Source organism: Shewanella sp. HL-SH4 (assembly GCF_051164845.1).
Lineage (GTDB): Bacteria > Pseudomonadota > Gammaproteobacteria > Enterobacterales > Shewanellaceae > Shewanella > Shewanella glacialimarina.
Window position 1 is genome coordinate 3,136,153 of sequence record NZ_CP195037.1, and the last position, 13,601, is coordinate 3,149,753.

Below are 13,601 nucleotides of genomic sequence, written 5' to 3' on the forward strand. Positions count from 1 at the left end.
GTTATTAGCCTCGTATATTGTCAGGCTCGAATACTTCGATGTATGCGTCACTGCGCATTTCATCTAACCAGTTTTGTAATTCTTCGTTAAATTTACGACGGAAAATTAATTGGTGTGCTCGATTACTATTAAATTTATCTGTTGCATCTGTTTTTCGACGATCCTCTAGCTGGACAATGTGCCAGCCGTGAGTGGTGCGAAAAGGTTCACTAATTTCACCCGGCTTTAAGTTTTGGAGCGTTTGTGAGAATTCAGGAACATATAAACTTGGTTCAGCCCAGCCTAATTCACCACCTTTTGCACCTGAACCAGGATCTTCAGAATATTGGCGAGCTAACTTATCAAAATCTGCATCGCCACTGCGTATGTCTTTTAAGAAGTTTGCTAACATAGCTTGAGCACGGTCTTCAGATAAAATAGGTGACGGTTTCAATAAAATATGACGTGACTTAACTTCATCGATTTCTTGAGTTTGTAAACCACGAGTATCCATGACCTTAATGATATGAAAACCTGAACCTGATTTTATCGGCCCTAAAATATCGCCTTTTTTAGCGTCAACAACAACTTCTGCAAACAAAGTTGGCATCTCATTGATGTTCATGAACTCCCATATACCGCCTTCAAGAGCTTTGGGGCCAGATGAAGAGGCTATCGCTGTACTGCGGAAATCATCACCTTCATTAAGCCGCTTTAATACAATATCTGCTCTACGACTTGATAGTTCCAGTTGCTCACTGGTTGGGTCGTTTGGGATCTCAATTAAGATATGACCCACTTGAAATTCAACATCTTTCAAACCCTGTTCTTCAATCAGTTTAACTAGACTGTTTATTTCTTGAGGGGATACTTGGATACGACGCTGTACTTGAATACGTTGAATTTCACCTAAAGTGATCTCTTCGCGAAGTTGTTCACGGTATTGGCTGAAGCTCATACCTTCTGATTCTAGTTGCTGCTGCATCTGGTTTACGGTAATTTTTTGTTCTTTAGCGATATTTTCAATCGTTTGATCCAATTGAAGATCGCCAATAGATAAACCAATCCGTTCAGCTGTTTGCAGTTGTAAACGCGTTGAAATTAAGCGATCAATAATTTGAGTGCGTAACGCTTCATCAGAAGGCAGCGTTTGATTAGATGCTTTTGCGTTTGCAGAAACAGTCGTAATCATGTTGCTAATTTCGCTTTCTAAAATAATACCGTCATTTAATTGAACGGCTACGCTGTCTAACGTTTGCGGAGCTGATAAAGCTGGTTGGCTTATTGTCAGTGCAAATAACGCAAAAAAAGTTTCTTACTGTGTTTCATCCAATAAATCCTTGGCACTTTTATTCTGGTATTTTGGGGGGGACCCAAATCTATTGTTATCATTTTTGTCAGTTAATCTTAATTAACTTAACATAGGACTACGGTTTTTAATCTTGGTTCAGCAATTTATCATAAGCTATCATAAAAGCGGCTTAATTCCTTAAGTAAAGTGGCTTACGGTAGTTAAATAAACCTTCATTTAGCATATCTTCAACTCCAAGTGGGCCTGAACCGCCTAAGCCTTTAATGACAAAGTTGAGGTAAATACCTTTATCAAATTCTTCACGCCCGTCGATACTTTGTGATAAATCGTCATCATAGTTTGTTTTGATGCGGTAATGGTAACTTAAACGTATAGCCCAGCAACATGACTCATATTGGACTCCAGTGTAGGTTTCAACACTGCGAGATTCATTTAAGTCATAATACCAATTACCAACAAAGTATAGGTCATCGTTAATCGGCCAAGATGTTCTGAGGCCAGCTTGAGAAATACTGACTCGGTCATTGGTGTTGGTATTGAGAAGATCAGGTACGTAACGATAGCTAAATTGCAGTAATTTGTCGTTACTAGGACGAAAATCTAAAGTGACTTCATTTTTTTTATTCTTACCATTTTCGGTATCATGTTGAACAGAACCGCTAATAAACCAATCTTTATATAACTGTGCATCGAGTTCTGCGGCCAAAATTGACGTTGATTCAGTTTCTTGTAAACGCTGGTTCTCACTTAATACTTTTGATTCGTCAAAATAGAGCGTTTGCCCCAAACTAAATTTAAACTTTTCGAAATTTAGCTCATCAAAGAAGCGAGTAGTGAAACCTAAAGTCAGTTGATTCGCATCAGCAATGCGGTCTAAGCCTGAATAACGTCTATCCCGGAATAAACCAAAATAATCTTCCTGAAGTTGAGCCGTGTCGTAAATGCCAATGTTTGTTTGGTCTTCATAACCCACATAGAGGTATTGAAATTGTGGCTCTAATGTTTGTTTTGATAGACTATCAAACATCGTTGTTGGACGCTCAAAATTTATTTGGCCCAACACTCGAACTTGAGGGATTGTACGGCTTACTGATTCGTCATAGCCAGTATCGAGATCGATAAGTTGCTGCCAATACTGGGTCTGCATAAGCTTAACTTCACTGGTTAAACTTCCAGCTGGCCCCTGAATAGGTAAGGTTAGACTAGGCACCATATGTAAGCGTGTCGCCGTTGAGTATTCATCTTGTTGATGACGGAAGTTAGTCAGTTCTGAGTTGAAATTAAAGTCAATACTATTGAAAAAATCGGTTTGACGATAATTGAAATTTAATTGTGGCATGACCTGGTAGGGTAACTCGTCCTCGCCCAGTACTTTGATGTCTTGTACTCGCATGTTGAAGTCCCAATTTTGCTCAAAATAGCTGGCTTCACCAATACGCGACAATTGATTATCTGTTGAGCGGTTAACATCGGAATTTAAGTCATTGAAATAGTTGTTATCAGATACATCGGTATAGTTTGCTCTGACACGCCAATTGTCATTAAGAGCGCCTTGATGACTCCAATGATATAAATAGCGATCAGGGTTGTTAAATAGTTTGCGATCACTGCCTAAATATTCAACATTCATCTGTCCATTTTGTTGTTCGCCAGCAAGATAACGGAACTCTGTTTTAGTAAATATACCGCGTGAAGACATGATATCTGGCGTAAAGGATAAGTCATACTCTGGTGCAATATTCCAATAATATGGCACGCTAAATTGCAGGCCATTAGTCGTACTTGTACTGAATGCTGGAAATAAAAATCCTGATTTTCGTTTATCGGATACCGGAATCGTCATGTAAGGGATATACAAAACGGGTACATCGGCAATACGCAGTTTGGCATTCCATATTTCACCCCATTCTTCTTCGCTGTCAATTTTAATCATGTCAGCTTCAAGTAACCAAGATTCATCACCAGGTGGGCAAGTGGTAAAGTTAGTGCCAGATAAAATTAAGTTATTGTCAGAGGTTATCTGTAACCGCTTAGCGTCCCCATGAATTTGTTGACCATTAAGCCAGTATTCAGCACCTTCTAAATTGGCGCTGCTGCTGCTCATTTGTGCTTGCAGTGAATCAGCAGTAATGGTGAATTGCTCATCTTTAAAAATGAGATTGCCATTAGCATTTAGTTGTTGTTTGCGCTGATCTAAAATGGCTTCGTCAGCTGCGATATGCCTTGTGCCCTGACTAAAACTAACATCTCCGCGAAAGTGCGCTTTGTTTTCAAAAGAGGCCGATGAATCGTCTGAAATAATCACAATGTCGGTATCTTTTATGCCAGATAGCTTTTCACGATCGCTAAATGAGCGAGAGACAGGGGGCTCGACTATACAAAGTTGAGGGAGTTCCTCTTCTACATTGGGTGCCTGAGCAAACACGTATTGAGGTAATAGGCATAAGGCCAGAAGATATCGGATCTGCATTATAGTCAAATAATTATGAATTCTTGTTCTGGAAAGTTTGGATTAATAAAGAAGTTAGCAGCTAACAAAAACAATCCATTCTTTAGCTGTTTCCAAATGTTATGCTGGCTATAATAAAGCAATTTTTGTTGAAGAGCCATTGAGATGAGTCAAACAGATTTAAGATTTTCCTTATTATCCTCTTGGTTAAATCAGTATTTTGGTCAAGAAGTAAACGTTTCGCTAATTTGTGGTGATGCTAGCTTTAGACGTTACTTTAAACTGACGGTCAAAAACAACCATTATATTGTCTCCGATTCGCCTGTGACTCTAGTGCCTATTGTGCCATTTATTGCGATAGCAAAGGCATATCATCAAGCCGGTGTATTAGTACCTGAAGTTGTACATTACTGTCTAGAACAAGGTTTTGTTTTGCAAACCAATGTCGGCGATGAACAGTTACTCTCTGTTTTACAGCACGATAATGTGACTGGCTACTATCAACAAGCACTAGATTTATTGGTGCCTATTTCTGGTGTGACTCAATACCATAATGCGGAAGGTATCAACCAATTATTACCTTATTACGATAGTGCATTTGTTGAAAAAGAATTAACTATTTTCACCGAATGGTTGATTGGTGCTCATCTTCAGTATGATTTGTCACAAGTAGAATCTACCATGTTGAATGACTGTTTTCAGCAGTTGATAGTTAATGTAGAGGCTCAGCCTAAAATGGGTATGCATCGTGATTTTCACAGCCGTAATTTGCTTATGAATCATGACATACCCGGTCTAGAGCGCCTTGCTGTGATTGATTTTCAAGATGCTGTAATAGGGCCGATAACCTATGATGCCGTATCACTGCTTCGTGATTGTTATGTCAGATGGCCAGAGAATATAGTGAATTCATTGATGCGTTATCATTATCAATTGCTAATGAAACATGAATTAATTGATCATAATGCCGATTTTTCTGTTTATCAACAATGGTTCGATTTGATGGGGCTACAGCGTCATATTAAAGCTGCGGGTATTTTTGCGCGATTAAAATTAAGAGATGGAAAAGCAGGTTATATGGCAGATATTCCTTTAACCTTACAATATATTGTCGATATTGCGGGGCGTTATCCTTCGCTGAAGTCCTTAAGCCAATGGGTTGAAGAGGTGGTGTTACCAAAGGTGCTCGCAAAGAATGCCACTTTAGGAGGAGGTCTCTAAATGAAGGCGATGATATTAGCGGCAGGGCGTGGTGAAAGATTAAGACCACTAACAGATTTAATGCCTAAACCTTTGGTTAAAGTTAATGGTAAACCTTTAATAGAATATCACTTAGAGAAGCTTGCTGAGTTGGGGATAACTGACGTCATAATTAATCATGCATGGCTTGGACACATGCTTGTTGAATCATTAGGTAATGGTGAACGTTGGGGGTTATCGATTCATTATAGCGCTGAAGCCGAGGCGTTAGAAACCGCAGGCGGGATAAAAAATGCTTTACCTTTGTTAGGTTCAGAACCTTTTTTATTACTGAATGGCGATATTTTTATAGATGCATTACCAGATATAGAAGCCGCATTATCTGTGGTTAATCAACGAAAGGCAGATGCTTATATTTGGTTGGTTGATAATCCAACACATCACTCTCAAGGGGATTTTTGCCTTATTTCTTCGTTAAGTTCTGTGGGTAAGAGCGATCTTGAGCATGCGTTAGTGGTTCTTGATGGTTCTACGCGATTCACTTATAGCGGAATGGGCGTGTATCATCCTAAAATGTTTACTGAGCTAGCAAACGGATCACAACCACTCGGTCCGTTACTTAGGCAATCTATTGCACAAGCACAAATTTATGGTCACTGTTTGACACAATATTGGTGTGATGTTGGCACTATTGCTAGATTAGATACATTAAATACACGAGTAATGTCATTATCTTAAGTTTGGATAACAAATTTTTATAAAATATAACGGAACAGTCAATGCGAATTTGGGGCAAGGTTTTTGGGTTTATCATTGGGTTTATGTTTGGCAGAATTGCTGGCGGCATAATGGGCCTTTTTTTAGGACACCTTTACGACAAGCGTAAACGTTTATCTGGCCTCATCCAACAAGCGGGTGAGCGACAAGCGACTTTTTTTAATGCGACCTTTGCTGTTATGGGGCATGTTGCCAAAGCATCTGGCCATGTAACCGAAGCTGATATTCGCGTAGCAACATTATTAATGGATAAAATGCAGCTTACTGGCCAGCCGCGTGCTGATGCTCAGGCTGCATTTCGTTCGGGTCGCCAAGCCAATTTTGATTTATTTCAAACCTTAGCCGATTTTAAACGAGTCACACAAAGCCGGCATGAACTGCTACAAATGTTTTTAGAAATTCAAATTCAAACGGCTCTGTCAGATGGCGAACTACAAGCTAAAGAACAGCAAGTGCTTGCTGTAATAGCGGAACAGTTAGGATTATCTGCAGTGCTAAAAGATTTACTTACTCGCTGGCAAGCAGAATTTCAACATCATCAATCAGGCCAAGGCAGTAAAATGCCACTTAACGATGCTTATCTGGTACTGGGTATTGCCGAGTCTGAAACGGATCAGCAAATTAAACGGGCTTATCGGAAACTAATGAATGAGCATCATCCTGATAAGTTGGTTGCCAAAGGGCTGCCGGAAGAGATGATGATGATAGCTAAAGCTAAAGCTCAGGATATTCAAGCCGCTTATGAAACGATAAAAACTTCTAGAGGTATGCGTTAATTGATTAATTAAGCGGTTATATTAATGGATAAAATGTAAACAGGAGTTGGGCAAAATATGAAGCTAGTAAGATTAGCACTTATGGCTGTTTGTGCATTGATTAACCCAAATAGTTATGCTGAGATATTTGTAGCCCCTTTTGGTGGTTATAGTTTTGGTAGTAATGGGCTAGAAGTCTCAGTTAATGATGCCCAGACTAATCTATCAGAGTTAAACATCACTGAAAGTGGCAACATAGGTATTATGTTAGGTGTAACGACCAATGATCCTGGCAATATGTACTTTCTATATAGCCGACAAGATACAGATTTACGTCAAGGCTCGCTGTCATCAGATAAGTTTACCGAACTAGAGGTTAATTATTTCCATCTTGGCGGAACATTATATTTTCCAAATGGAAATTTGAAACCTTATATTACAGCCAGTGCAGGTTTAACCCAACTGCGTCCAAGCAAAGAGTATTCAAGTGAAACTCATTTCTCTATCGGCATTGGTGGCGGTGTTGCCTATGAGGTTACTCAAAATGTTAGTCTGTTTGCTGATGTGCGCGGATATGCCACTTTTTTGAATTCAGATGGTGGATTATTTTGTAATCAAGCTGGCTGTATATGGCAAATACAGGGTGATTTAATGTGGCAAAGCCAAGTTAACCTTGGTCTTGAGATTGCTTTTTAATGTAAGGACTAAAGGCTAATAGATAATGAAAATAGTTGTGCTAGATGGATTTACATTAAACCCAGGTGATTTAAGTTGGCATGAATTGGCGCAACTAGCACCCTGCAAAGTGTATGAGCATAGCTTAATTGATGATGTGGTTATTCGTTGTCAGGGTGCAGAAATCATTTTAACTAACAAAACCCCAATAACAGCGGATATTTTAAAACAGCTTCCTGATATTAAATATATTGGTGTACTAGCCACTGGTACCAATGTGGTTGACCTTATCTACGCCAAGCAAAGGGGCATATTAGTCACCAATGTACCAGCGTATGGCCCTGACGCGGTAGCGCAAATGGTGTTTGCCCATATTTTGCATCATACACAACAAGTCGCCTTGCATGATAACGCGGTAAAGCAAGGCCTGTGGGCTGGTCAGCGTGATTTCTGTTTCACTTTATCTCCATTAATGTCGCTAAAAGGCAAAGTGCTCGGGTTAATTGGTTTTGGTGACATTGCTCAGCATGTGGCACAAATTGCGTTAGCTTTTGGGATGCAGGTTTTGATTCATACTCCTAAAATTAAAGTAGGACTTTCCCAAGGTATAGAGTGGTGCGAGTTAAACGATCTATTACCTAAAGTTCAATTTTTATCACTTCATTGCCCCCTGACTAATGCAACACACCAAATGATCAATACATTGTCTTTAGCGAAATTACCTAGCAAGGCATTAATAATAAATACTGCCAGAGGTGATTTAGTCAATGAACAAGATTTAGCAGACTGGCTTAACCAAGATAAAGGCTTTGCGGCGGTGGATGTATTGTCGAGCGAGCCTCCCAAAATTGATAATCCATTAATCAGTGCTAAAAATATTACATTAACTCCTCACATTGCTTGGGCAACGAAAGAAGCTAGGCAAAACTTGATGGATATAGCGGTGAATAATTGCCGACAATTCATACTAGGCAAATCAACTAATGTGGTTTAGTCGCATATTTATGTCCCTTTAATTAAAAGGCCAGAGTTACTCTGACTTGATAAGAGGGGTTATAAGATGAGTATGAGGTATGACATTGCATGAGCGGCATTAAAAAACGCCATATTAATATTTAATATGGCGAAGGTAGATGTCAGTTGCATCGCTTAATTTAGCTAATCACTAAAATATCACTTTAATTTCTGCAGCGGCCTTTTTTGCCTTTTCGATGGCATTTTCAATACTGGTATCTTTGGCCAAGGCGACACCTAGACGACGACGTCCATCAATATCGGGTTTGCCAAATAACCTAAGTTGAGTATCGGGTAAGGCTAAAGCCTTTCCCATACCTTGATATCGAATGTTGTCCGATTTCCCTTCCCCTAGAATGACCGCAGAAGCAGCGGGACCAAACTGCTCAATTTTACCGATAGGTAAGCCTAAAATAGCCCTCACATGTAATGCGAATTCCGATAAGTCTTGGCTGATTAAGGTGACTAGGCCAGTATCATGTGGGCGAGGGGAAACCTCAGAGAAGTAAACTTCGTCGCCTTTAATGAATAATTCAACCCCAAAGAGTCCATATCCGCCCAGTGCTTTAACCGTTTTCATTGCGACAATTTGCGCTTGTTCTAACACATTGTCCGGCATAGCTTGAGGCTGCCATGATTCACGATAATCGCCGTCTTCTTGTCTATGTCCAATAGGTGCGCAAAAATGAATGCCATCAATTGCGCTAATGGTGAGTAAGGTAATTTCGTAATCAAAGGGTATAAAGCCTTCGATGATCACTCGTCCTTGACCTGCACGCCCACCTTGCTGAGCATAATCCCAAGCCGCCTGAATATCGTCAGTAGACTTAATGACACTTTGGCCTTTACCTGATGAGCTCATCACAGGTTTGATCACACACGGGAAGCCAATTTGTGCTATTGCCTGGTTCAGTTCAATTAACGTGTCGCAAAAGAAATATGCTGAAGTCGGTAAGCCTAATGTTTCGGCTGCTAATCGACGAATGCCCTCTCTGTCCATGGTTAACTTTGCCGCTTGCGCGCAAGGCACTACGTTTAATCCCTTGGCTTCTAAAGCCAATAACATATCTGTTGCAATCGCTTCAATTTCAGGGATAACAATATCTGGTTTTTCTAATTCAATGACAGCAGATAAAGCAGCCCCATCTAGCATGTTAATCACATGGCTACGATGGGCTATTTGCATCGCTGGAGCGTTAGGGTATCTATCGACACCTATCACTTCAATACCAAATCGCTGCAATTCAATAGCGACTTCTTTACCCAACTCACCGCAACCAAGCAACATGGCCTTGACGGCATCAGTACAACCTGGCGTGCCTAATATCTCTAATGACGAAGTACTCATATTCACCCTTGTTCAGTGTTTTGTTATTAGAACAGTTTACCTACTTTGGAGGTCGCTTTGCTATTGTTTTACCGTAAATATTGAGCTAATACGTTAGATTTACTTATTTAGCTTTATCTTAACATTAAACAAACATTGTAAATTGTAAGTGGGTATGTAAGATTTATTGTTATGAGATTTTACATGGCCTGGAGGCTAAATGTTTTTAGATTACTTTGCATTAGGGATATTATTTTTTGTCGTTATTTTTATTTTTTACGGCATTATTGCTATCCATGATATTCCCTATGAGATTGCTAAAAAACGTAATCATCCGCAACAGGACGCCTTACATATTGCAGGTTGGGTTAGCTTGTTTACTTTGCATGCTATTTGGCCTTTTCTGTGGATTTGGGCCACGTTATATCGTGAGGATAGAGGCTGGGGATTTTCAGATAGCCGCCAAAGAGAGTTAATTCTTGAAGGTGAGGTAAAAGAACTTATTCAGCAAGTGACTCAATTAACGCTTAGGTTAGACCAGGTTGAGAGTAGTAAAGTGGCTAAAGCCATTGCCTCTAAAGGTGATTTAGCAGCGGTAAAAGTAACTGACGAGCTTCAAACCGAGTCAGTTGATAAGGAGATAAAATAATGGATTTACTGCTTATTCTGACCTATGGCGCCATTTGTATCGCAATTTTTAAAGTCTTCAAAATTCCATTAAATAAGTGGACTGTGCCGACAGCCTTACTTGGCGGCATAGTGTTAATAGGTTCATTGTTGTTATTAATGAACTATAACCACCCTTATACCAAGTTTACTCGAGAGTACTTTGTTTCTATTCCGATTACCCCTGCGGTGAAAGGGATTGTGACTGAGGTGAATGTTCAGCCCAACATGCCTGTCAAAGAGGGCGATGTTTTATTCAAAATAGATCCCACACCTTATGCTGCAACGGTAAAGCAAAAACAAGCAGCACTAAAAGAAGCTGAACAACAGGTTCCTCAGCTGCAAGCCGCTTTTGAAGCCGCTCATGCTAAATTAGAACAAGCTCAGGCAGATTCAACCCGTACCGAGTCAGCTTATAGACGTTATGAAGAAGGACGTAAAAAAGGCGGTCAAAACTCACCTTTTACTGAGCTTGAATTAGATAATCGTCGTCAACTTTACTTAGCATCATTAGCGCAGCGCGATGCTGCAAAAGCGGATGAACTTCGCAGCCGCCTAGCATTTGAGTCAAATATTGACGGGGTTAATACTAAGGTTGCGGGATTACAAGCTGAGTTAGCTAAAGCGCAATTTGAATTAGAGCAAACCATTGTGCGCGCACCTGCTGATGGTGTGGTCACCCAATTAGCATTGCGCAAAGGGGTAATGGCCGTTCCCATTCCACTTCGTCCTGCATTAACTTTTATTCCAGATGAAGAACGATATTTTGCCGGTGCTTTTTGGCAAAACTCGTTAATGCGTTTAAAGGAAGGCGATGAAGCTGAAGTGATTATCGATGCTGTGCCTGGTGTGGTGTTTAAAGGCAAAGTGGCTAAAATTTTACCCGCAATGGCCGAAGGTGAAGTCCAGTTTAGTGGTAGCTTACAATCATCAAGTAGACTGTTTCAACGTGGTCGGGTAGTAGTATTAATTGACCTTGATAAGAATGCCACCCTTGATAGCTTGCCTGCAGGCGTTGCTGGACAGGCAGCTATTTACACTGAACACTTCAGTCATGTTGCTGTTATGCGTAAAGTACTACTGAGAATGCAGGGCTGGTTGAATTATCTATTTGGCGATCATTAATTTTTAGCTGATCTCAATCCACTTGGTCTCACTAAAAACGTCCGCATTAGCGGACGTTTTTTTAACTAAAAGTGAAGTGATTATTTTGCCGGTTTGGGCGGAAACTGTTGAAGAATATGATAAACAGTTTCAGCCGTTTTCTGGGCTTTAAGCTCGCCACCTTGTTCAAAATCATATTTATCAGTACCGCGCCAAATCAATCGGTTTTCTTTTGGGTCAATGACATCAATCTGAATAGTTTGCATTTTTGCACTATCACTGCCGATCGGAACCCCAATACTAGTTCCAATACTTGCTCCACCGCTACTTCCCCAGCTACCTGTCCCCAAACCAATTGAAAGACCTGAACTTTTAGGCTTGGTCTCAGTTTGAAAGGCAAAACTAACCAAGAAATCAGCATTATTATCAGTTTGGATAAAACCTTGGTTGACCAATGCTTGCACAATGTCCCGGTTAACTCTTTGTACAGTGAGTGGATCGTCGGTATTGGCAACATCTACAAGGCTAAAGCTTTGTAACTGACTAAAATCATAATTAATATCATAGTCATTTTTTTGCGTACTTTGGCAACCTAAAGCAGCCAAACCTATTATCAACAATATGGCTTTAGAGAAAAAGTGCAACAAGGTTTTATAATGCATGATTGGCGTTAACATAAGAGGCGTCTCCAAAAAATGTACATTTTTACTGCAATTGGTATAACCTTAACTATATCGTTAATTGGTTAACTTCGCTCTCACTATGGAACAATTAAGTTTTTTCGCCATTCCTAGCCCCTGTGTTGGTATCTGTCAGTCAGATACTAAAGGGTATTGTTCAGGCTGTTTTCGCAGTCGTGACGAGCGCTTTAATTGGCTGCATTTCTCTGAACTTCAAAAGCAAGATATCGTGCGCTTGTGTGCTGCGCGGCGAAAAAGGCGTCAATATGCTGTATTCAAAGCGCAAAAATTACAGCAACAACAGCAACAAGCGAGCAGTAATAATCAGTTTGATTTTAACCAAGCTGATGATACGGATTTATTGAGTGATTTAAGTCAGTTTGAGCTAGATTAGCTTTTTGCCATTATTATAGGCCAGCTTAGAGTGAATTCAGTTTTTGCCTGGTTACTTGATATGGCTACATTTCCCTTATGGCGCATCATAATCCGTTTAACAATGGCGAGGCCCAAACCGTGGCCTTTATTGCCACTATGTTGGGATTGGCTACGATAAAAAGCATCAAAAATATAAGGATGATCTTCTACCGGAATACTAGGGCCGTCATTGTTAACTGATAAGTAGACTTTATGTTGATCCGTTCGTAAATTGATTTGAATACTTGATTTAGCATAGCGCTGTGCGTTGGTAACAAGATTTTGTATTGCCCGTTCGACCAAGGACCCTTCGCCTTTAATATAGATTTGCGTGCTGTTAGTAAGATTTAATTCAATATCATGATCACTTAAATCTTCAAGCCTGAGGATCAATTGTTTACAGATGCTGACCAGTTCGCAGTTTTCTAAAATGGGCTCAATTTGCATCGTTTCTAGGCTGGCGTAAGTCAATAACTCCTGCAACAAGTCCTCCATCTCTTTTATATCAGTTTGCATGCCCTCCAAAAAATCAATGCGTTGGTTAATATCGCTTTGAGGTAGACAATATTGCGGTAGTAGAGCAAGTGCGAACTTAAGCCTTGCTAAAGGTGTCCTAATTTCATGTGAGACAGCATTAGTAAGATGTTTTTGGTTATCTATTAAACTGCTGATGTGCTGTGCCATATCATTGAAGGTGAGAGCAAGAGGTGATACTTGAGAACTAGTACTGAGGTCAATGCGAGTATCCCAGTTGGCTTCACCAAATTTTTTAGTAGCGATACGCAGTATTTTTAAATCTCGCGAAAGGGGCCATACCCATATTAAAGCTACCAGTGCCAGTGAGGCATAAAAAACGATAGTAAATATTCCGCGTAATTGACTGCGGGGTTCAATGTCAAACGGTCCAGCCACAAGCACTTGTTCACCGACGGCAATAAATTGCAATTGTTGCTCATTTGATTCAGTGGTTAATATCTGATTATCTGCAAGTTGTATATCACCATTTAAGGCAACTTGATTACGTTGAAGCAGTTGTAATGAAAATGAGTGTTGATCACTTATCGCATCCAGAAGAGATTGCCTATCGGTCTCTGGCTGCTGAGATAAGAGCAATGCTAAAACAATAAGCGGCGTATCGACATCATCATTTTCGTCAACATGGTTTTGCCAAAGGCTATCTAATGTCCAGCCTATGCCTAAAAAGCTTAAGCTGAGTAGTAAATATAGGCTGATGAATAAACGTTTCATT

The 13,601-nt window shown here is 40.1% G+C and carries 12 protein-coding genes and 1 pseudogene; 8 read left to right on the plus strand and 5 right to left on the minus strand.

Translation table 11 applies throughout. The annotated features are described in order from the left end of the window. Positions 1-4: 4 nt before the first annotated feature. Positions 5-1,308: pseudogene (gene surA / locus ACRWQL_RS14760) on the minus strand (peptidylprolyl isomerase SurA). Between the two features lie 152 nt (positions 1,309-1,460). Next, positions 1,461-3,761 carry an LPS assembly protein LptD gene (gene lptD, locus ACRWQL_RS14765; RefSeq protein ID WP_434950750.1) on the minus strand — a complete coding sequence of 767 codons (2,301 nt, stop codon included), beginning with the start codon at positions 3,759-3,761 and terminating at the stop codon, positions 1,461-1,463. Positions 3,762-3,905: 144 nt separating this feature from the next. Between lptD and ACRWQL_RS14770 the strand changes: the two genes are divergently transcribed. From ACRWQL_RS14770 to ACRWQL_RS14790, 5 genes are read left to right on the plus strand one after another with little or no spacing between them, the layout of a single operon-like run. Further along, positions 3,906-4,961, plus strand: coding sequence for an aminoglycoside phosphotransferase family protein (locus ACRWQL_RS14770; RefSeq protein WP_434950752.1), 1,056 nt, complete (start codon positions 3,906-3,908; stop codon positions 4,959-4,961). Then, on the plus strand, positions 4,962-5,678 hold the full coding sequence (gene murU / locus ACRWQL_RS14775; protein ID WP_434950754.1) for an N-acetylmuramate alpha-1-phosphate uridylyltransferase MurU: 717 nt from the start codon (positions 4,962-4,964) through the stop codon (positions 5,676-5,678). It abuts the gene before it with no gap. 41 nt (positions 5,679-5,719) lie between these two features. Continuing rightward, positions 5,720-6,493 carry a co-chaperone DjlA gene (gene djlA, locus ACRWQL_RS14780; protein WP_434931344.1) on the plus strand — a complete coding sequence of 258 codons (774 nt, stop codon included), beginning with the start codon at positions 5,720-5,722 and terminating at the stop codon, positions 6,491-6,493. A 57-nt stretch (positions 6,494-6,550) separates the two neighbouring features. After that, complete coding sequence (locus tag ACRWQL_RS14785; RefSeq protein ID WP_434950755.1) at positions 6,551-7,168, plus strand: outer membrane beta-barrel protein; 618 nt, start codon at positions 6,551-6,553, stop codon at positions 7,166-7,168. Positions 7,169-7,193: 25 nt separating this feature from the next. After that, positions 7,194-8,141 (plus strand): D-2-hydroxyacid dehydrogenase, encoded by a 948-nt coding sequence (locus tag ACRWQL_RS14790; RefSeq protein ID WP_434950757.1) that lies wholly within the window; start codon positions 7,194-7,196, stop codon positions 8,139-8,141. 171 nt (positions 8,142-8,312) lie between these two features. Here ACRWQL_RS14790 and purT read toward each other — a convergent pair whose 3' ends face one another. Further along, positions 8,313-9,488, minus strand: coding sequence for a formate-dependent phosphoribosylglycinamide formyltransferase (gene purT, locus ACRWQL_RS14795; protein WP_434929111.1), 1,176 nt, complete (start codon positions 9,486-9,488; stop codon positions 8,313-8,315). A 220-nt stretch (positions 9,489-9,708) separates the two neighbouring features. Between purT and ACRWQL_RS14800 the strand changes: the two genes are divergently transcribed. After that, positions 9,709-10,137 (plus strand): DUF3302 domain-containing protein, encoded by a 429-nt coding sequence (locus ACRWQL_RS14800; RefSeq protein WP_226413854.1) that lies wholly within the window; start codon positions 9,709-9,711, stop codon positions 10,135-10,137. Then, complete coding sequence (locus ACRWQL_RS14805; protein ID WP_434950759.1) at positions 10,137-11,279, plus strand: HlyD family secretion protein; 1,143 nt, start codon at positions 10,137-10,139, stop codon at positions 11,277-11,279. Before ACRWQL_RS14800 ends, ACRWQL_RS14805 begins: the two co-directional genes overlap by 1 nt. A gap of 80 nt (positions 11,280-11,359) precedes the next feature. Here ACRWQL_RS14805 and ACRWQL_RS14810 read toward each other — a convergent pair whose 3' ends face one another. Continuing rightward, complete coding sequence (locus ACRWQL_RS14810) at positions 11,360-11,935, minus strand: DUF4136 domain-containing protein (RefSeq protein ID WP_434938814.1); 576 nt, start codon at positions 11,933-11,935, stop codon at positions 11,360-11,362. An 85-nt stretch (positions 11,936-12,020) separates the two neighbouring features. Between ACRWQL_RS14810 and ACRWQL_RS14815 the strand changes: the two genes are divergently transcribed. Further along, a complete protein-coding gene (locus ACRWQL_RS14815) occupies positions 12,021-12,332 on the plus strand; it encodes a DUF1289 domain-containing protein (protein WP_434938812.1) in 312 nt (103 codons plus the stop codon). Here the strand turns inward: ACRWQL_RS14815 and ACRWQL_RS14820 are convergent. Continuing rightward, on the minus strand, positions 12,329-13,600 hold the full coding sequence (locus ACRWQL_RS14820; protein ID WP_434950761.1) for an ATP-binding protein: 1,272 nt from the start codon (positions 13,598-13,600) through the stop codon (positions 12,329-12,331). The genes ACRWQL_RS14815 and ACRWQL_RS14820 overlap by 4 nt on opposite strands. Position 13,601: the final 1 nt, after the last annotated feature.